14 protein-coding genes and 1 tRNA gene are annotated in these 19,255 nt (G+C 70.7%); 7 read left to right on the top strand and 8 right to left on the bottom strand.

The features are described from left to right. Nucleotides 1-13: 13 nt before the first annotated feature. From G3I60_RS09910 to G3I60_RS09890, 5 genes are all read right to left on the bottom strand, one after another. Nucleotides 14-2,365: a right-handed parallel beta-helix repeat-containing protein gene (locus tag G3I60_RS09910; RefSeq protein WP_164294350.1), complete on the bottom strand. Its 2,352-nt coding sequence runs from the start codon at nt 2,363-2,365 to the stop codon at nt 14-16. Nucleotides 2,366-2,368: 3 nt separating this feature from the next. Continuing rightward, complete coding sequence (locus G3I60_RS09905; protein ID WP_164294351.1) at nt 2,369-4,678, bottom strand: right-handed parallel beta-helix repeat-containing protein; 2,310 nt, start codon at nt 4,676-4,678, stop codon at nt 2,369-2,371. Between the two features lie 72 nt (nt 4,679-4,750). After that, nucleotides 4,751-7,045: a right-handed parallel beta-helix repeat-containing protein gene (locus G3I60_RS09900; protein ID WP_164294352.1), complete on the bottom strand. Its 2,295-nt coding sequence runs from the start codon at nt 7,043-7,045 to the stop codon at nt 4,751-4,753. 208 nt (nt 7,046-7,253) lie between these two features. Continuing rightward, nucleotides 7,254-7,326: transfer RNA gene (locus G3I60_RS09895), tRNA-Arg, on the bottom strand. 92 nt (nt 7,327-7,418) lie between these two features. Then, the gene (locus G3I60_RS09890) at nt 7,419-7,904 is read right to left on the bottom strand and encodes a MarR family winged helix-turn-helix transcriptional regulator (protein ID WP_164294366.1); all 486 of its coding nucleotides are present in this window, start codon (nt 7,902-7,904) and stop codon (nt 7,419-7,421) included. A gap of 106 nt (nt 7,905-8,010) precedes the next feature. On the opposite strand from G3I60_RS09890, the gene G3I60_RS09885 reads away from it, so the two are divergent. Beyond that, nucleotides 8,011-8,427, top strand: coding sequence for an organic hydroperoxide resistance protein (locus tag G3I60_RS09885; protein WP_138354760.1), 417 nt, complete (start codon nt 8,011-8,013; stop codon nt 8,425-8,427). An 83-nt stretch (nt 8,428-8,510) separates the two neighbouring features. Here G3I60_RS09885 and G3I60_RS09880 read toward each other — a convergent pair whose 3' ends face one another. Continuing rightward, nucleotides 8,511-8,993, bottom strand: coding sequence for a MarR family winged helix-turn-helix transcriptional regulator (locus G3I60_RS09880; RefSeq protein ID WP_164294367.1), 483 nt, complete (start codon nt 8,991-8,993; stop codon nt 8,511-8,513). A 225-nt stretch (nt 8,994-9,218) separates the two neighbouring features. Here G3I60_RS09880 and G3I60_RS09875 point away from each other — a divergent pair, with 225 nt between their 5' ends. Together G3I60_RS09875 and G3I60_RS09870 are read left to right on the top strand one after the other, a co-directional pair. Continuing rightward, nucleotides 9,219-9,863, top strand: a complete 645-nt coding sequence (locus G3I60_RS09875; RefSeq protein WP_164294368.1) for a TetR/AcrR family transcriptional regulator — start codon at nt 9,219-9,221, stop codon at nt 9,861-9,863. Between the two features lie 57 nt (nt 9,864-9,920). After that, on the top strand, nt 9,921-11,447 hold the full coding sequence (locus G3I60_RS09870) for an MFS transporter (RefSeq protein ID WP_138354757.1): 1,527 nt from the start codon (nt 9,921-9,923) through the stop codon (nt 11,445-11,447). A gap of 162 nt (nt 11,448-11,609) precedes the next feature. Here G3I60_RS09870 and G3I60_RS09865 read toward each other — a convergent pair whose 3' ends face one another. Both G3I60_RS09865 and G3I60_RS09860 read right to left on the bottom strand, forming a co-directional pair. Further along, nucleotides 11,610-12,233 (bottom strand): hypothetical protein, encoded by a 624-nt coding sequence (locus tag G3I60_RS09865; protein WP_164294369.1) that lies wholly within the window; start codon nt 12,231-12,233, stop codon nt 11,610-11,612. A gap of 138 nt (nt 12,234-12,371) precedes the next feature. After that, a complete protein-coding gene (locus G3I60_RS09860; RefSeq protein WP_164607011.1) occupies nt 12,372-13,559 on the bottom strand; it encodes a questin oxidase family protein in 1,188 nt (395 codons plus the stop codon). Nucleotides 13,560-14,074: 515 nt separating this feature from the next. Here G3I60_RS09860 and G3I60_RS09855 point away from each other — a divergent pair. The 4 genes from G3I60_RS09855 (at nt 14,075) to G3I60_RS09840 (ending at nt 19,233) form a co-directional block, all read left to right on the top strand. Beyond that, nucleotides 14,075-15,070 carry an RNA polymerase sigma factor RpoD/SigA gene (locus tag G3I60_RS09855; RefSeq protein ID WP_138354754.1) on the top strand — a complete coding sequence of 332 codons (996 nt, stop codon included), beginning with the start codon at nt 14,075-14,077 and terminating at the stop codon, nt 15,068-15,070. A 239-nt stretch (nt 15,071-15,309) separates the two neighbouring features. Continuing rightward, the gene (locus tag G3I60_RS09850) at nt 15,310-16,071 is read left to right on the top strand and encodes a DeoR/GlpR family DNA-binding transcription regulator (protein ID WP_138354773.1); all 762 of its coding nucleotides are present in this window, start codon (nt 15,310-15,312) and stop codon (nt 16,069-16,071) included. Continuing rightward, nucleotides 16,068-17,012 carry a 1-phosphofructokinase gene (gene pfkB / locus G3I60_RS09845; RefSeq protein WP_164294371.1) on the top strand — a complete coding sequence of 315 codons (945 nt, stop codon included), beginning with the start codon at nt 16,068-16,070 and terminating at the stop codon, nt 17,010-17,012. The genes G3I60_RS09850 and pfkB overlap by 4 nt, the downstream gene beginning before the upstream one ends. Nucleotides 17,013-17,157: 145 nt before the next feature. Next, complete coding sequence (locus tag G3I60_RS09840; protein ID WP_164607009.1) at nt 17,158-19,233, top strand: fructose-specific PTS transporter subunit EIIC; 2,076 nt, start codon at nt 17,158-17,160, stop codon at nt 19,231-19,233. Nucleotides 19,234-19,255: the final 22 nt, after the last annotated feature.

Genomic DNA, 19,255 nt, shown 5'->3' with positions numbered 1-19,255 from the left:
GTGCTCCCGGGGATCAGGGGGCGTAGTAGCCGTTGAGGTCGGCGATGAGCTCGACGCTGCCCGCACTCGCGTTGTAGAAGCTGTTCATGCCCGCTTCGTTGTTCGCGACGACCACCTGATTCGCGATGGTCTGCCCGGCCGTCCAGTTCAGGTTGGAGACGGTCGGACGGGCGGAGTCCCGCGGGTAGACCGTCATGAAGCCGATCTGGGTGCCCTGTGTCACCGTGACGTTCAAGGACACTGCCTCAGCGTTCGAGTAAGCGACGTCCCGGACGCCCTGGGTCTGATGGCCGCCGACCGGCGCGGCCGGTATCCATTCACCGACACCGTCCGCGAACCACGGTGCCCGGGTGTCGATCACCCGGTGCGGTGCTACGGCGTGGAACTTGTCGCCGCCGGACGCGGTGAAGTAGCCGGTCACGTCCGCGAGCACCTGTACACCGTCGCTGTGGTTGTAGAACGACACCTTGCCGTCCTTGACCGGAACGGTCACCAGGTTCGGGATCGTCTGCCCCTTCGACCAGTTGAGGCTCGAAGCGGTCGGACGGTCGGTGCCGTGCGGGTACACCGTCAGGAAGCCACCGCTCTTGGGCTCGGTCGCGGTGACGTTCAAGGTCACTGAGGTCAGGCCACTGGCCGGGATGCCCTTGACGCCGGCCACCTGCAGGTCAACCGTGGCACCGGATCCCAGCGGGCCCTTGGGCGCGCCCACCGCGGACCGGGTGTCGAGGAGCCGGGACGGCGTGGTCGGCGTGAAGCCGCTTCCGGTGGTGCTGAAGTAGCCGAGCAGGTCGGCGAGCACGTGCACGGTTCCCGCGCTGCCGTTGTAGAACGACACCTTGCCGTCCTTCACCTGCACGGTCACCAGGTTCGGAATCGTCTGGCCCGGGGTCCAGTTCAGGTTCGACGCCGTCGGCCGGTCATCACCGTGCGGGTACACGGTGAGGAAGCCGCCCGCGACCGGCTCGGTGACCGTCACGTTCATGGTCACCGCCGTGACGCCGTCCGCCGGCACACCGTGCTGGCCGGCGACCGGCAGTTCGACGGTGCCGCCCGCCGGGACGGTACCCCCGGTGGTGCCGGTGCCGTCACGGGTGTCGAGGACCCGGACCGGGCCGATCGGTGTGTAGCGCGTACCGAAGTTGTCCTGTTCCATCGCCCCGCGATCCCGGTGGCCGGAGCCGGTGCCGGTGTCGGCGACCCACGGGTCGTCGACGGCGCGGGTCCCGACACGGTCCGTGGTGGGCATACCCGGCGCGTTCTCGTCCGCCGAGTCGATGAGCGGGGAAGGCGTTCCGCCGGAGTCGCCCACCCAGGTCTCCAGCGTGACGTCGCCGATGAGGTCGTGGTCGCCCTGGCCCGTGGCGGCGGTGAAAGCGGACACGTTGTCGTACGTCGTGTCGGCCCAACTGTAGGCGGGACCGTCGTCCTTCGAGTCGAAGGCGTTGTAGGCGACCTTCGTACCGCTCGTCGCCGCGGTGTCCACGCGCAGACCGGCGACCGTGCCGCCCCCCGCACAGGGCTGTTCGCCCGTGTCGGAATGCGAGATCACGTTGTTCTCGACGACCGCGCCGGTGGATGCACCGGCCAGCCCGATCGCGTCCTGGCACCCGGCGGAGATGGTGTTGGCGACGATCACGGTGCCGGGTGCGGCGTCGGCCACAATGCCGGTGAGGTGGGTGCTGAAGATCAGATTGCCGGCGATGACCGTGCCCTGGACCCCGGGGTCCATCTTGGCGAATCCGTCCCTGGTTATTTCGTTGTTCCGGAGGATCCGCACCGATGATGCGGCCCCCGCGATCCGGACAGTGGGCCAGCTGGCTACGTCACCCGCCGCCAGGCCGCCCGCGAGCTGGTTGCGGGAGATCGTGATGTCGGAGCCGCCATTGACCAGTACCGCCTCCTGCTTGGCGGACAACGTCATCTCAAGAATCCGGATGTGCTCCGCACCGGAGAGCAGGAACGCATGGGCCTTCGAGCTGCCCAGGCCGCCGCCCACGGTGGTGGGGTTGTTGCGGTACTGGCCGGGCCCGCCCATTCCTGTGAAGGTGATCGGGGCCTCGGCCGTGCCCGAGCGGGTGACGGTGACCTGCTCCGGGTAGTCGCCCTCGGCGACATGCACCGTCTCGCCGGGCAGCACCTTCGCGGCGGCGGCCGAGATGGTGCAGTACGGCTGCGCCGGCGTGCCCTGACCGGCGTTGGAGCAGTGCGCACCGGCTGCGTTGTTGACGTACAGATTCACGACGGCCGCCGCCGCGCCCCCGGTACCGAGGGCGGGCAGCGCGACCGCACCGAGCAGGAGGGCGCCGGTCAGGGCGCCGATGCGTGTCTTGATGGTGTCTCCAGAAGCTGAAAGGTATGACATGGCTCAGACCGCCTGGTAGCCGAATTGGTCGACCACGAGGTGGATCGGCTTCGTGCTGCCGTTGTAGAAGGCGACCTTGCCGCCCTTGCCCACCTTCACCACGACCGCGTTGGGGATGGTCTCCCCGGCGTTCCAGTTCAGGTTGGACGCGAGCGGACGGGCCTGGCCCGACGGGTACACCGTCAGGAAGCCGCCGGCGCCGGGCTGGGTGACGGTGACGTTGAGCGTCAGGCCCGTGACCCAGGGCAGGCAGTTGGTGATTTCGAGGGTGCCGCCGGCGGGGATGGCGGACGCCGGGCGCGTCTTGTCCGTGCAGCCGTCGGTGGTCGGCTCCCGGGTGTCCATGAGCCGCTCGGTGAAGTAGCTCCGGTAGGTGTTGTGCCCGGTGGCGTCGAAGTAGCCGGCCACGTCGGCGATGACCTGGGTGGTGTTGCCGCCGCCCGCGACGTAGAGCGCGACCTTGCCGTCCACGACCGGGACCGTCACCAGGTTGGCGATGGTCTTCCCGGCCGGCCAGTTGATGTTCGACGCCGTCGGGCGGGCCTGGCCGTGCGGATACACCGTGAGGAACCCCTGACCGGTGGAGCCGGTCACCGTGACGTTCAGGGTCACGGCCGTCACGCCACTGGCCGGTACGCCCTTGGCCCCCGTCACCTGCAGGTTTACCGTGCCGCCGGCCTTGACGGCGCCCTTGGGGGTGCCGGTGCCGTCGCGGGTGTCCAGGGCGCGTGCCGGGCTGGTCTCATGGAAGACGCTGCCCTTGGCGCTGTAGTAGCCCTCCACGTCGGCGATCACGTGGGCGCCCATGCCGGCGCCGAAGTACTCGAACGTGACCTTGCCGTCCTCGCTGACCGGCACGGTGACCAGGTTCGCGATGGTCTCGCCCGCGGTCCAGTTGAGGACCGACGACAAGGACCCCGTCCCGGCCGCGAACACCTTCAGATAGCCCGCGCCGGTCGAACCGGTCACGGTGACGTTCAGGGTCACCGCGGTGACCCCGGCCGCCGGAACGCCGGCCTTGCCGCCCAGCTGAACGTCCATCCACGAGTTCAGCAGCCCCTTGGGAGCGCCGGTGCCGTCACGGGTGTCCAGGACACGGGTCGGCCCGGCAGGCGTGTACACGCTGCCGAGGTTCCCCATCTCCTCCGCACCGCGGTCCCGGTAGCCCGACCCCGTACCCGTGTTGGGCGTGATCGGGTCGTCGAGCGCGGCTGTCCTGTAGACGTCGGTGGTGAGCATCCCCGGGGCGTTCTCGTCGGCCGAGTCGACCGTCGGGAGCGGCTTGGCGTGCCGGTCGCCCTCGTTGGGGACGGTCGGGTCGGCGAAGACGTCCCGTGCGCCCTGTCCGGTGGCGGTGGTGAACGCCGCACGGTTGGCGTACTTGGTACCCGACCAGTTGTAGGCCTGCTCGCCGTTGGACGTGTTGATGACGTTGTAGTCGGTCTTGGTACCGGGCACGGATGCGGCCTCGACCATGACCCGGGTGGTCGCGGAGCAGCCGTCCGAGGTTCCCGAATAGTTGTCCGTCGTGACGACGTTGTTCTCGATCGTCGCGTTCGGCGACGTACCGGCCAGCACGATGCCGTCCTGGCAGTGGCTGTAGACCGAGTTGCCCACGATGACCGTGTTCGGCGCGTCCGTGACCGAAATGCCCCTGACGTTCGCGTTGAGGCTGTTCCCGGTCACCACGGTGCGCCGGGCACCGGCCTCGACAGCGACGCCGGCGCCGGAGTTGGCCCAGACGTTGAACTTCCCGAGCGTGACGTCTTCGGACGCTCCGGTCACGCGCAGCGCGACCGACTGGGCCCCGGCCACCGTGCCGTTGATGACGGAGACGTCCTTGGAGCCCTCGACGTGCACGCCTTCGTCGACGGCGTCGTAGTTGAGGTCCTTGATCCTGATGTGCTCGGCGTTGGTGACGGACAGCGCCCGCGCCGTCCCCCCGGTCGCTTCGTAGCTGCCGATGATCGCGGCGTCCTGTATCGATCCCCACTCGGAGACATCGCCGGTGAAGGTGATCGGGGCCGCGGCCGTACCGGACTTCGTGATGCTGACCTGCTCGGGGTACGTCCCCGTCGCGATGTGCACCGTCTGGCCCGGCAGCGCGGCGTCGGCCGCGGCCTGGACGGTGCAGAACGGCTGGTCCTGCAGTCCGGTGCCGGCGTTCGAGCAGTGGGCCGCGGCCGCGTTGTCCACGTAGATGTTGGCCGGGACGGCTGCGGCGCCCGGTGCTCCGGCGGCCGGCAGTGCGATGGCTCCGAGAAGTACGGCAGCGCTGAGCATGCCTGTTCGCGTCTTGATGATGCCCCCCATGGGCGAAGAGATGAAGTGCCGAAAGCGGCCCCACCGCCCGGAGGCGGTGGGGCCGCATCAGCGCGGCAGGACCTAGAGGGCCTGGTAGCCGAAGACGTCGATCACCAGGTGCACCGCACCCTTGCTGCCGTTGTAGAACGAGACCTTGCCGTTGGCCCCGACCGGGACGACCACCTGGTTCGGAATCGTCTGGCCCGGGGTCCAGTTGATGTTCGACGCAAGCGGACGCTGCGCGCCGGCCGGGTAGGCCGTCAGGAAGCCGCCGGCCGCGGGCTGCGTGACGGTGACGTTCAGTACGACGGAGGTGGCGGGAACGGGCAGCGCCGACAGGGTCAGGGTGGCGCCGGGGGCGACGGTCCCCGCCTTGCGGATCAGCTCGCCTTCCTCGTACTGGTCGGAGCGGGTGTCCATGATCCGCCAGGGGCCGACGGGCCGGTAGGTGTTGTACCCCTTGGCGCTGTAGTAGCCGGCCACATCGGCGATCACGTCGACGCTTCCGGTGGGACCGCCGGCGTAGAACGAGACCTTGCCGTCGATCACCGGGACCGTGACGAGGTTGGCGATGGTCGTGCCCGGGGTCCAGTTGACGTTCGACGCGGTCGGACGCTCCTGGCCGTGCGGGTAGACGGTCAGGAAACCGCCGCCGACCGGGTTCGTCACGGTGACGTTCAGGGTGACCGCGGTGACGCCCTGCGCGGGTACGCCCTTGACGCCGGCCACCTGGAGGTCGACGGCGCCGCCCTGCGCGACCGGGGCCTTGACGCCGCCGGTGCCGGTGCCGTCACGGGTGTCGAGCACCCGGGACGGGCCTGCCGAGGTGAAGACGCTGCCCTTGGCGCTGTAGTAGCCGGCCAGGTCGGCGATCACATCGACGGCGCCCGCGGTGCCGCCGGCGTAGAAGGAGACCTTGCCGTCGACCACGGGGACCGTGACGAGGTTGGCGATGGTCGTCCCCGGCGTCCAGTTGAGGTTGGACGCGGTCGGGCGCTGCGCGCCGTGCGGGAACACCGTCAGGAATCCGCCGCTGGAGGGCTTGGCCACGGTGACGTTGAGCGTCACCGCCTGGACGCCGGTGGCCGGAAGGCCCGCGACACCGGCGAGCTGCAGGTCGACCGAGGAACCGGTGTGGACCGGCGCCTTGACGCCGCCGGTGCCGACGCCCTCGCGGGTGTCGAGCACGCGGGTCGGGCCGGCCGGGGTGTAGACGCCGCCGAAGTTCTGGAACTCCATCGCGCCGCGGTCGTGGAATCCGCTTCCGGTACCGGTGTTCGGCACGACCGGGTCGTCCAGCGTCGGCCAGCCCCAGGCGTCCAGGTCGATGACGCCGGGCGCGTTCTCGTCCGCCGAGTCCACCCAGGGGGCGATCTGCGGGGACTTGCCGTCGTACGGCATGGTGGGATCGGCGACGAAGTCGTGGGTGCCCTGGCCGGTCGCGGTCGTGAAGGCGGCCCGGTCCTTGTACGTCGTGCCGGCCCAGTCGTAGGCCGGGCCGCCGCTGGTCGGGCTGATGACGTTGTAGTCGACCTTCGCGGTCGACGCTGCCGCCGCCGAGATGGTCAGCCCGGTGTCCGAGTCACCTTCCTTGCAGGGCTTGGTCGGGTAGTCGGCGGTGTCGCCCGTGTCGATCACGTTGTTCTCGACAACCGCGTCGGTCGAGGCGCCGGCGAGGGTGATCCCGTCGTTGCAGTGCGACTGCACCGTGTTGCCGACGACGACGGTGCCGGGCGAGCCCAGCGCCACGATCCGGGTGTCGACCTGATTGGTGCTGACGACCGTGCCGGTCGCGCCCTCGTCGACCAGGACGCCGGGGCCGTCGCTGCCACCGAGCTGGGATCCCGCGATGGTCACCTTGCTGGAGCCGGTGCTGACGCGCACCGCGGCGGTGCCCTCATAGCCGCCCCACGTGTTCGCCCGGGTCACCGAGACGTCGGTCGCGTGGTCGAAGAGGATCGGCTCGAGGGTGCCGGTGATGGACAGGTTCTGGACCCGGATGTGCTGAGCCCCCGCGACCAGCAGCCCGTTCTCGGGTGTCGGAGCGTCAGGGTTGCCGATGGACACCCGGTCGTCGGAGTCGTCCCGGTCGACCGTCGTGTGCACGAAGGTGATCGGCGCGTCCGCGGTGCCGGACCTGGTGAGCTTCAGCTTCTGCGGATAGTCACCCCGCGAGATGTGCACCGTCTGGCCCGGCAGCGAGACGTCCGCCGCGGCCTGGACGGTGCAGAAGGGTGCGGCCTGCGTGCCGGTGCCGCTGTTCGTGCAGTGGGCGCCGGCGGCGTTGTTGACATAGAGATCGGTGGTCGCCGCGTTCGCGCTGACCTGCCCTACGGCAGGGATCGCGAGCGCGGCGAGGAGTGCGGCGCCGGTCACGGCGCCGATACGAGTCTTGATAGTGCCCCCCCAAGGGCGTGAACGGGATGTCCCGTCGGCCGACTCGGCGGGAGTCCCCACCCTCGGCAGTCGGCCGAGCCGGATCATTTCACACGGTTCACACAGGCACCATTGGTATCCCGACCACTCCGCCGCCCACGCGAAAGGCCCTCCCGTCAGTGCTGACGGGAGGGCCTCGCGGATGGTGTGCCCCAGGCAGGATTCGAACCTGCGACACCAGCTTTAGGAGAGCTGTGCTCTATCCCCTGAGCTACTGGGGCGGGGTGAGGACAGGTTAGCGGATTCGGGGCGCCCGGCGCTGGCGGGTCCCGGCGGCCGCGGTGTCGGACGGCCGCGGTGCCGGGCGGCCGGGTTACTCGGGGGCGGGGTCGGCCGCCGGGTCCGGGGTGGCCGCGTCCAGGGTGGTGGTCAGGTGGTGGAGGCGCGTGCGCAGGTCGGTCAGGTCGGTGAGGGTGAGGCCGGTGGCCGTCGCGATCTGTTCCGGGACCCGCTGGGCGCGCTCGCGCAGGGCGTCGCCCGCGGTGGTGAGGCGGACGGTGACCGAGCGCTCGTCGAGGGCGCTGCGCTCGCGCTGGACCAGGCCTGCGGCCTCCAGGCGCTTCAGGAGCGGGGAGAGGGTGCCGGAGTCGAGGCGCAGATGCTCGCCGATCTTCTTGACGGGCAGCTCGCCGTGTTCCCACAGGACCAGCATCACCAGGTACTGGGGGTAGGTCAGGGCGAGGTCGCGCAGCGCCGTCCGGTAGAGGCTGCCGAACGCTCTGGACGCCGCGTGCAGCGCGAAGCAGATCTGGTTGTCCAGTCGCAGGTATTCGGCGGGTGCCGTTTCGGTCGTCCTCATGTAACCAGCGTACCCTTTAGTTGTGCACAATTGAGTTGTGTGCTCTAGTAGTGCTGAGCGCGGCCCGGGGCAACCGGGCCGTGAAGTGTGGAGAGGGATGGTTCCGATGAGTGCGCTGTACACCGCTGTGGCCACGGCCAATGGACGCGACGGCCGGGCCGTGAGCTCGGACGGTCAGCTGGACCTGCAGCTGGCCATGCCGCCGGCCCTGGGCGGGAACGGCAAGGGCACCAACCCCGAGCAGCTCTTCGCGGCCGGCTACGCGGCGTGCTTCTCCAGCGCGCTCGGGCTCGTGGGGCGTGAGGCGAAGGTCGACACCAAGGACGTTTCGGTGACCGCCGAGGTCGGCATAGGCGCCGATGCCGCGAACGGCGGCTTCGAGCTCGCCGTCACGCTGCGCGTGGAGCTGCCCGCGGAGCTGGAGGGCGAGATCGGCCGCAAGCTGGTCGAGCAGGCGCACGGTGTGTGCCCGTACTCGAAGGCGACCCGCGGGAACATCACCGTCGAGATCGTCGTGGAGTAGGTGGCGTAGTCAGCCGGTTGCATGACCGAGCGGTTCCCACGGACCCGCTCCTGGATTTCCGACAGGCGCCGATCCGCCTTGGCTCACCGCAGCCAGGGCAGGTCGGCGCCTTCCGGTTGCAGGCCCTCGGCGATGATGCGGGAGATCTCGCCGAGCTGCTGGACCTGCTCGGGGGTGAGCCGGTCGAAGATCGCCGAGCGGACGGCCGTGACGTGTCCTGGCGCGGTCCGCACCAGCACCGCGTACCCTTCGTCGGTGAGCACGGCCATCTGACCGCGACGGTCGGAGGGGCAGTCCTCGCGGGCGATCCAGCCGTTCTTCTCCAGCCGGGTGACGGCGTGCGAGAGCCGGGAGCGGGTGATCTTCGTCTGCTGCGCCAGTTCGGTCATCCGCATCCGGCGGGTGGGGGCGTCGGAGAGCGTGGTCAGCAGCGCGTAGTACATGTGCGGCATGCCGGCGTCGCGCTGCAGCTGCCGGTCGAGGTGGTCCTCCAGGAGCGTCGTGGCGTGCACATGCGCGCGCCAGGAGGCCTGCTCTTCTTCCGTCAGCCATTTCATGCTGTCCATCCTACGTCCACTTCTTGAAGATTCAATGAAAGTGCGGGAAGGCGCTCCGGACGGCTCGCGACCGGCCGTTCGCTGCCTGGTCGCGGACGTTGATCCGGGATGTGTCGCAGGTCACACGGGGGACCCGAAATATCCGGGGACCATCTCCCCGTTTAGTCTGGTGTCAGAGCGAAGCGGGGACTGATTCCCCGCTTCACCTTCCCCTTTCGCCAGAAGGAGTGTCCGGTGGTCGGCAGCGCCGTGAAATCGCGATCCCCCCGGTTGCGGGCAGATGCCTCGCGCAACCGGGAGCGGATCGTCGCCGCCGCGCGCGAAGCCTTCGTCGAGCACGGGGCCGAGGTCCCGCTGGACGAGGTCGCGCGCCGCGCCGGAGTCGGCAACGCCACGCTCTACCGGCACTTCGCGGACCGGGCCGAACTCGTCCGGGAGGTGGTCCTGTCGGTGATGGCGCGGATCACCGAGCGGACCGAGGCCGCGGTCGCACAGGAGCCCGACGCCTTCGAGGCCCTGCGGCGCTTCGTCTTCGAATCGGCGGAGGACCGGGTCGGCGCGCTGTGCCCGATGCTCTCCGAGGCCTTCGACGGGAACGATCCGGCGATCTTCGCGGCTCGTGACCGGCTGAATCGCTCGATCGAGGACATAATGGACAGAGCGCGAACCTCTGGCCAACTCCGCACCGACATCGCCGTCGGTGACCTGATGGTTGCGATCACGCAGCTCACGCGACCGCTGCCCGGTAAGGCGTGCATGGACATGGACCGGTTCGTGCACCGTCACCTGCAGATCTTCCTCGATGGGCTGCGCGCCCCGGCGCGGTCGGCGCTACCGGGCGCCGCCGTGACGTTGGAGGACCTGCAGCAGCAGCGCTGACGAATTCCCACAAACGTCCCCATTTCCTGCCCCTCCGCACCCTTAGTGAGTACAGCTATGCCTGCTATGCCCGACAAGACACTGCAGCCGGATCCCCGGCGCTGGAAAGCACTCATATTCATCGCGATCGCTCAGCTGATGGTCGTGCTCGACGCGACCATCGTGAACATCGCCCTTCCCTCCGCCCAGACGGACCTCGGCATCTCCGACGCCAACAAGCAGTGGGTCATCACGGCCTACAGCCTCGCGTTCGGTGGACTGCTGCTCTTCGGTGGCCGTATCTCCGACCTGTTCGGCCGTAAGAACGCCTTCATCGTCGGTCTGCTCGGCTTCGCCGCCGCCTCCGCGATCGGTGGCGCGGCCGTCAACACCGGCATGCTGCTCGGCGCCCGCGCCCTGCAGGGTGCGTTCGGCGCACTGCTCGCGCCGGCCGCCCTGTCGCTGCTCGCGGTGCTGTTCACCGATGCCAAGGAACGTGCCAAGGCGTTCGGTGTCTACGGTGCCATCGCCGGTGCCGGTGCCGCTGTGGGTCTGATCCTCGGCGGTGTCCTCACCGAGTTCCTGAACTGGCGCTGGACGCTCTTCGTCAACATCGCCTTCGCGGTCGTCGCCGCCATCGGCGCCTACCTGGTGGTGCACGAGCCGGCCGGTTCGCGTAACCCGAACCGCCTCGACATCCCCGGCGTGATCCTTTCCACCCTGGGTCTGGTCTCCCTGGTCTACGGCTTCACCGTCGCGGCCGAGGACGGCTGGAGCTCCACCAAGACGATCGCCCTGCTGATCGCGTCCGTCGTGCTGCTCGCGGCGTTCGTGTTCTACGAGAGCCGCGCGAAGGCGCCACTGCTCCCGCTGCGCGTCATCTCCGACCGCAACCGTGGCGGCGTCTACCTGTCGCTCGGTATCGCGATCATCGGCATGTTCGGTCTGTTCCTGTTCCTGACGTTCTACCTGCAGAACATCCTGGGCTACTCGGCGATGAAGTCCGGGTTCGCGTTCCTGCCCATGGTCGCGGGCATGATCGTCGGTTCCACGCAGGTCGGCACCCGGCTCATGCTCCGTGTGCCGCCGCGCATGCTGATGGCACCGGGCTTCCTGGTCGCCTCCGTCGGCATGCTGATCCTCACCCAGATCTCGACCACCCCGAACTACGCGGGCATCGTCCTGCCGGGCCTGGTCCTGATGGGTCTCGGCATGGGTTCGGCCTTCATGCCGGCCATGAGCCTGGCGACGCACGGCGTCCAGCCGCGCGACTCCGGAATCGCTTCCGCGATGGTCAACACCTCGCAGCAGGTCGGTGGCTCCATCGGCACCGCGCTGCTGAACACCATCGCCGCCAGCGCCACCACCACGTGGGCCGCGTCCAACCTGGCCTCCGCCGGGAAGCTCGGCAAGGTGGGCTTCGCGAACGAGGCGGCCGTGCACGGCTTCTCCACGGCGATCTGGTGGGCCTTCGGCGCACTGGTGCTCGCGGCCCTCATCGCGGCGACGTTCATCAACACGGGCGTCCCCGGCAGCGAGGTCTCGGGCCAGAGCCTGGAGGACGAGATGGCCGAGGGCCTGCCGATCCCGGTCATCGTTCACTGATCAGGATCCACACCCGTGGTCAGCAGTAGTCAGTAGTACGCAGTAAGTCAGTACGCGGAACCAGGAAGGGCCCCGTCTCCGGACAACCGGAGGCGGGGCCCTTCCTGTGCCGGCTGTCGAACGGTCGCCGTCAAAGGGGCGCCGTCAAGGGTTCTCCGACGGTCAGACGCCCGCGGGGAAGGCGTAGGCCGACGGCACCTCCGTGCCGGGCTTGCCGTAGACGATGGCGATCTCCGCGTGCGCGGTGAGCTTGACGGCGGCCGGATCGCCGCTCTGCTCCTTGCCGTTGACGTAGACGTGCAGCTCCTTGCCGCCGCCGGTCCTCAGAGGGCCGAGCCGGTCCTTGGTGAGCGGCACGTTCCACTCGGTCATGAACTGGCCGAGGGTGAAGTCGGCCTGCACCGGCGACTCGATGTGGACGATGCCGGTCGTGTCGTGGGTGTGCAGCGGGCTGATCTTCTGCTGCTCCAGGTCGATGCCGATGTCGGCGGGCACCACCAGGGACCTGCCGTTGACCAGTACGTCCACGTGGCTGTGGATGTGCAGCACCTGGCCCTCGGCGCCCAGCATCGGCAGTCCGGCCACCTTGGCGCGGGCGGAGGCGTCCGCGGGCGCGGGCCAGGGCGCGCCGCCGGTGACGGGAACGGGAGCGGCGGCGGTGGCGGAGGCCGGGGTGGAGGCGGGAGAAGTGGGCTTCGTGCCGCCGCCGTCCCCGGAACCGCAGGCGGCGAGGGTGACGGTGCCGGCCAGGACGGCCGATCCGATCAGGAGGCGGCGTACGAGCATGGTGGGTGGCTTCCGTTCAGCTGATCGGGCGCGAGAGCTGGGCGCCGTCGAGCGTAAACGAAAGGCGGGGGCGCCCGGAGTGGACTCCGGAGAACCCCCGCCATGCCCGCGCATGGGATCCTGGGGTCGTGGGGTCCGTTACAGGGCGGGCTCGATCAGCTCGGTCGCCCGGACGGCTGCCACGAGAGCGTCCGTACTGCCGGTGGCGGCGGCCACGTCGAGTGCGGTGTCGGCGAACTTCACCGTGTGCTCGTCGCCGTGCCGGGCCGCCCGCGCGAAGAGTTCCTCGGAGGCCTCGGCCACGGATCCGGCCGGGGGCTCGGGCAGTCCGGCGGCGGGGGTGGGCGCGGTGGGCGAGTAGAGCGCGGTCACGGCCGCGCCGGCCGCCCAGGCCGCGCCCAGGCTCGGCACCCACAGTTCGGACGGCAGCGCGGGGAGGGTGCGCAGCACGGCGTTGGGCGCTGTCGCGGCGTGCACCAGCATGACCGGGTTCTGGTGGCCGTAGGCGGCGTAGCGGTACGTGGCCGCCCTGACCAGCTCGGCGAGCAGGTCCCGGGCCTCGTCCGGGGTGGCGGGCGCGCGGAGCGAGGCGCTGGCCGCCGTCCAGCCAGGGGTGTCGGCGAGCAGGGCGATGCCGTCCCGGTACCCCGACCCCTGGCCGGCTATCGGCGGGACGCCGTCCAGGGCCTCGGCCGGGGCGGCCGTGCCGGACAGCGGCGCGAGGCCGGGTGTCGGGAGGCTGCGGGCCGCCCAGTAACCGAGCCCGTGGGCGAGTTCGGCGAGCCGGGGGCCGTCGGCCGCGACCGCTTGCCCGTTGCTGCCTGACCCGCCTGACCCGCCTGACCCGCCTGACCCGCCTGACCCGCCTGACCCGCCTGGCCTGCCTGCCCCGCCTGACCTGTCCGCCTCATCGGCGAGCAGGGTGCGGACGGCGTGACCGACGCGGATCACCGGATGGGTGGCGCCGGCGGCGATCCCGGGAAGCAGCCGCGGCCAACACTGCGCCAGCACGTCGCGCCACGGGCGTTCGCTCGTCTCGCGGACGAAGTACTCCGTCCAGTCGGCGGTCCTGCGCGGATCGCCGAGCGCCTCCTGCCAGCCGCCGGCGGTGATCGGCTCGGTGGGGCGCGGCGGATCCTCCAGTTTGGTGCGGTAGTAGTCCAGCCAGCGGTGGACCTCGGCGGCGTGGCCGCCCCGGACCAGGGCCTCGACGGCCATCGGGCCGTGGTTCGTCAGCCAGCCGTTGAATTCCGGGCCGGTGGAGTGCAGTCGCTGGAGGGCCTCGTCGAGGACGCCGGTCGTGTCGGTCGTACGCCTGGGTTCCATGGGGCCGACGGTAGGCCGGGGTGCCATTGGGGCGTAACGGGCTGGGGACCTAGGTCCCGGGGACCAGGGTCGTTCGGGGCTTCTTCGCCTGTTTGGGCAACCAATATGCGGTACGGGCCGTCTTGTGGGTAGGAGAGCAGCCACGGGCGGCGAAGCCCGGGGCGCGGGACCCGACAGCGGACAGTGACGGCGGACGGTGCCAGTGGATGCCGACGCCGGATGCCGGTCACGGGCCACGGATGTGAGCGGCGTCTCACGGGCACAGCGGCCGTGGAGGTCCGCCAAGGCCCCGGATCGCCCCGCGACCGGCCCTGACCTGGGCTTCCCGGCAACCCACAGCGCTGCGCCTCGCTGTGTGGCGGCACAGGGTACTGCAAGATCGCGAAAATCAGTGATCGACAGGGGAATTGTGTCCGGATTCCAGTCGTTATCCAGATCAGAGCGGGCAGCCGAAGGGCAGCATCAAGAGTCCCGCTCCAACCGACACCCGACCGAACCTTCGCAAGGGAGCACGCATGGCAACCCGTGCCGTCGCCCGTCGTTCCGCAGGCGGGAGCAGCAGCGTCCGCGCCGTTGGCGGGGAAGCCGCAGACCGCGACCTCGTCGGTATGTACCTCGACGAGATCGCTCGTACGCCGCTGCTCGACGCTGCGCAGGAAGTCGAACTGTCCCGGGAGATCGAGGCCGGCGTCTACGCCGAGCGCATACTCTCCGGTGACTCCCAGCTCGTCGAAGGTGCCGGGGCCGGTGCCGATCGCGAGGAGCTGGAGGCGCTGGTCGCCATCGGCGACCGCGCCAAGGACGTCTTCATCCGCTCCAATCTGCGCCTCGTCGTAGCGGTCGCCCGCCGCTACCCGCGCAGCGGTCTTCCGCTGCTCGACCTCATCCAGGAGGGGAACGCGGGCCTGGTGCGCGCCGTCGAGAAGTTCGACTACGCCAAGGGCTTCAAGTTCTCCACGTACGCGACCTGGTGGATCCGCCAGGCCATCACGCGCTCCATCGCCGACCAGTCCCGCACCATCCGGCTCCCCGTCCACCTGGTGGAGGAGCTGGGCCGGATCCGGCGTGTGCAGCGGGAGTTCAACCGTGAGCACGGGCGCGACCCGGAGCACGAGGAGATCGCCGCCGAGCTGGACTCGACGCCGTCCCGCGTGCATGACGTGCTCGACTGGGCCCGTGACCCGGTCAGCCTGAACATGTCCGTGGACGCGGACGGCGAGACCGAGTTCGGGGATCTCGTGGAGGACGGCGCCGCCGCCTCTCCCGAGCAGTCCGTCCTCGTCATGCTGCGCCGCGAGGAGCTCGAAGAGCTCATCGGCCGACTCGACGAACGCACGGCTTCGATCATCCGGTCCCGGTACGGTATCGAGGACGGCCGCGAGCGGACGCTGACCGAGGTCGGCAAGCAGCACGGCCTGACGCGTGAGCGCATCCGGCAGATCGAGAAGCACGCCCTGGCAGACCTCAAGCGCATGGCCCGCGACACGGGCCTGGAGTACGAGGCCGCCTGACCCGCGGCGGGGTCCGTCCCCGCCGCCCCTGAACCCGAACCTCGGCGCAACCCCCCCCCGCGCCGGGGTTCGGCCATGTCCGGCCCCGGTCCGGGATCCATCGCCCCCTTCCTGGCCATGACGTCCCGCCTATGTCCGAATGAATCCGCCGCATGCCTGTTTGTGTTTACTTTCGGTCGAACCGTGCGTACGGTGACGGCATAGCAACACACTCGGGCATGAGGCGGAGGCAAAACCACATGTACGCCCCGGAGCGGCAGCAAGAGATCCTGCGGCGGGCCCGCGATCTGGGAAGCGTCGACGTCCCCTCGCTGGCCGAGGAGTTCGACGTCACGCCGGAGACGATCCGCCGCGATCTCAAGGCACTCGACCGGGCCGGACTGATCCAGCGCGTGCACGGCGGGGCCATACCGGCCGGGCGCCTCGACTTCGAGCCCGACCTCGCCGAGCGCGAGGCGACGGCGGCCGACGAGAAGGACCGGATCGCGCGCGCCGCGCTGGCCGAACTGCCCGCCGAGGGCAGCGTCGTCATGGACGCGGGCAGCACCGCGGCCCGGCTCGCCGCCGTCCTCCCGCTCGACTCACGGCTCACCGTCGTGACGCACGCCCTGCCGATCGCCGCGCGCCTGTCGGAGTACCCGGACCTCACCCTGCACCTCGTCGGCGGCCGGCTCCGGCACCGCACCCGCGCCGCGGTGGACGCGTGGGCGCTGCGCGCCTACAGCGAGATCCACGCCGACGTGCTGTTCCTCGCCGCGAACGGCTTCTCCGCCGAGGGCGGGCTCACCACCCCCGACCTCGCCGAAGCCGCCGTGAAGCGGGCGATGATCGCCGCCGCGCGGCGCGTCGTGCTGCTCGCCGACTCCTCGAAGTACGGACAGCGGAACTTCGCACGCTTCGGAGACCTCTCCCATGTCGACCTGCTCATCACCGACCAGGGACTCAGCCCCGAAGCAGCCCGCGCGATCGAGAGCGCGGGCACGGAAGTAGTACGCGCATGATCGTCACCGTCACGCCGAATCCGAGCCTGGACCGTACGTACGAGATCCCCGCGCTCGAGCGCGGGGCCGTGCTGCGGGCCACCGCCGACCGGGTCGACCCCGGCGGCAAGGGCGTCAACGTCTCGCGCGCGGTGGCCGCCGCCGGGCGGCGCACGGTCGCCGTGCTGCCGATCGGGGGTCCCGAAGGTGCGCTGCTCGGCCGGCTGCTGGGGGAGCAGGGCATCGAGGTCGCGGGAGTCGGCATCGCCGGCTCGACCCGGGTCAACGTCTCGGTCGCCGAGCCGGACGGGACGCTGACCAAGCTCAACGCGGCCGGACCCACGCTCACCGCCGCCGAGTCGGAGGCACTGCTCGACGCGGTCGGCACCCGGTCCGCCGACGCCCGCTGGATCGCCTGCTGCGGCAGCCTCCCGCGCGGGCTGCCGCCCGAGTGGTACGCCGAACTCGTCGCCCGCGCGCACCGGGCCGGCGCCCGCGTCGCCCTCGACACCTCGGGTCCCTCGCTGCTCGCCGCGCTCGTGATGCGCCCCGATGTCGTCAAGCCCAACGCGGAGGAACTGGCCGCGGCCGTCGGCCGATCACTCACGACGGTCGGCGACGTGGTGAAGGCGGCGGGAGAACTGCGCGCCCTGGGCGCGCGGGCGGTGCTGGCCAGCCTCGGCGCGGACGGCCAGCTGCTCGTCGACGACTCCGGTACGTACTTCGGGCAGGCGCGGGTCGCGGTGGTCCGCAGCAACGTCGGGGCCGGGGACGCCTCGTTGGCGGGGTTCCTCGGCGCGGGCGGCGACGGGGAGGCGGCCCTCGCCTCGGCCGTCGCCCATGGGGCGGCCGCCGTGCAGCTGCCGGGCAGCGTCATGCCGGCGCCGGCGGATCTCGACCCGTCGGCGGTCACCGTGACCGCGGACGTTCCCCTCTCCCGGCTGCTGCGGGAACCGGCATGAGGGGCGCCGGCATTACGGACGCCTGCATAACGGGCGTCCGTATGACGGGCGCCGGGCAGCCGATCTGCCCGGTGGCCGCAGCACCCCGTTCCACCCACAGTCCGTTCCGCCCGCCGGGCGGGGACGCGAGCAATGGAGCCGCGCGATGAGTGCCATGATCACCGCGGAGCTGGTCGATCTCGACCTGGCCGCCGACAGCAAGGAAGCGGCGGCACGTTCGCTCGCCGAGCGGATGGTGGCCGCCGGACGCGTCACCGATCTGGAGGGGTTCCTCGCGGATGTGGCCGCGCGCGAGGCCCAGATGCCGACCGGTCTCGACGGCGGCATCGGGATCCCGCACTGCCGCAGCGCGCATGTCGCCGAGCCGACCCTCGCGTTCGGCCGCAGCGCCACCGGTATCGACTTCGGCGCCCCGGACGGCCCGGCCGACCTCGTCTTCCTCATCGCGGCACCGGCCGGTGCCGACACCGACCACCTGACGATCCTGTCGGCCCTCGCCCGCCGCCTCATGGACCCGGAGTTCACCGCGGCCCTGCGCACGGCCGAAGACCCGGCGCCGGCCGCGGCCCTGATCGCGGGCGGGCCGGTGGCGGAGCCCGCGACCGTGGAGCCGGAGGTCATACCGCCGGCCACCCAGGCCGTCACCGCACCGGAAGCCGCACCGGAAGCAACATCGGAAGCCGCACCGGAAACCGCAGCCGAAGGCGTTCCGCAGGAGCGGCCGTTCCGCGTCGTGGCGGTGACGTCGTGCCCGACGGGCATCGCGCACACGTACATGGCGGCGGAGTCCCTGGAGAACGCCGCCCGGGACGCCGGTGTGCAGATCACCGTGGAGACCCAGGGCTCGGCCGGCTTCAAGAAGCTGCCGAAGGCGGCGATCGAGGCCGCGGACGCGGTGATCCTCGCCCATGACGTGGAGGTCCGCGACAAGGAGCGCTTCGCGGGGAAGCCGACGGTGGACGTCGGGGTGAAGGCGGGCATCAGCCGCGCACCGGAGCTCATCGCCGAGGCGCGGGGCAGGGCGGAACGCGGCGAGGTGACGGCCGCGGCACACCCGGCGGGCGCCGACGGCAGCGATGCGCCGTTCGGAACGGCCGGCGAACCCGACGAGTCCGCCGAAGGCTTCGGCACGCGGCTGCGCAAGTGGCTGATGACCGGCGTCAGTTACATGGTGCCGTTCGTCGCCGCGGGCGGGCTGCTGATCGCGCTCGCCTTCGCGATCGGCGGCTACGAGATCAACGCCGCGCCCTCCGTCACCGATCACTTCCTCTGGAACGAGGGCGCGAGCTGGGCGGCGCTGCTCTTCCAGATCGGCGACACCGCGTTCACGTTCCTCGTCCCGATCCTGGCCGGATACATCGCGTTCGGGATGGTGGACCGGCCGGGGCTGGTCCCCGGCATCGTCGGCGGCGCCATCGCGCTGACGATCAACGCGGGCTTCCTGGGCGGCCTGGTGGCCGGTCTGCTCGCGGGCACCGTCGTCATGGCGATCCAGCGGATCGCGATCCCACCGGTGCTGCGCGGCATCATGCCGGTCGTGGTGATTCCACTGATCTCCTCGGCGGTGGTGGGCTTCCTGATGTTCCTGGTGGTCGGCAAGCCGATCGCCTGGCTCCAGAAGCAGCTCACCGACTGGCTGAACGGCCTGACGGGCTCGAACGCGATCATCCTCGGCGTCGTCCTCGGCCTGATGATGTGCTTCGACATGGGCGGTCCGCTGAACAAGGTCGCGTACGCCTTCGCCGTCGGCGGGCTGGCCGACCCGAACGACGGCAGCCTGAAGGTCATGGCGTGCGTGATGGCGGCGGGCATGGTGCCGCCGCTGGGCCTGGCGCTGGCGACGACCGTCCGGGGGCGGCTCTTCACCCGTACGGAACGCGAGAACGGCAAGGCGGCCTGGGTGCTCGGCGCTTCGTTCATCACCGAGGGCGCGATCCCGTTCGCCGCGGCCGACCCGCTACGGGTCATCCCGTCGGCGATGGTCGGCGGCGCGGTCACCGGCGCCCTGTCGATGGCCTTCGGCTGCACGCTGCGCGCCCCGCACGGCGGCATCTTCGTGGTGCCGCTGATCGGCAACCCGTGGCTGTACCTGGTCGCCGTCGCGGCGGGCACGGTCGTCACCGCGGCCCTCGTCGTCCTGCTGAAGGGGCTGCGCAGGCCCGCCGCGCCCGAGGCGGCGCTGCCGGTGCCGGACGACGCCAGGACACCGGTCGCGGCCTGACCGCCCGCGGGCGGTCAGGAAT

The sequence above is a fragment of the Streptomyces sp. SID13666 genome (assembly GCF_010548325.1).
In the GTDB taxonomy this organism is placed as follows: Bacteria; Actinomycetota; Actinomycetes; order Streptomycetales; family Streptomycetaceae; genus Actinacidiphila; species Actinacidiphila fildesensis.
Note: the sequence above shows the minus strand (reverse complement) of the source record. Positions and strands in the feature narration are given on the sequence as shown.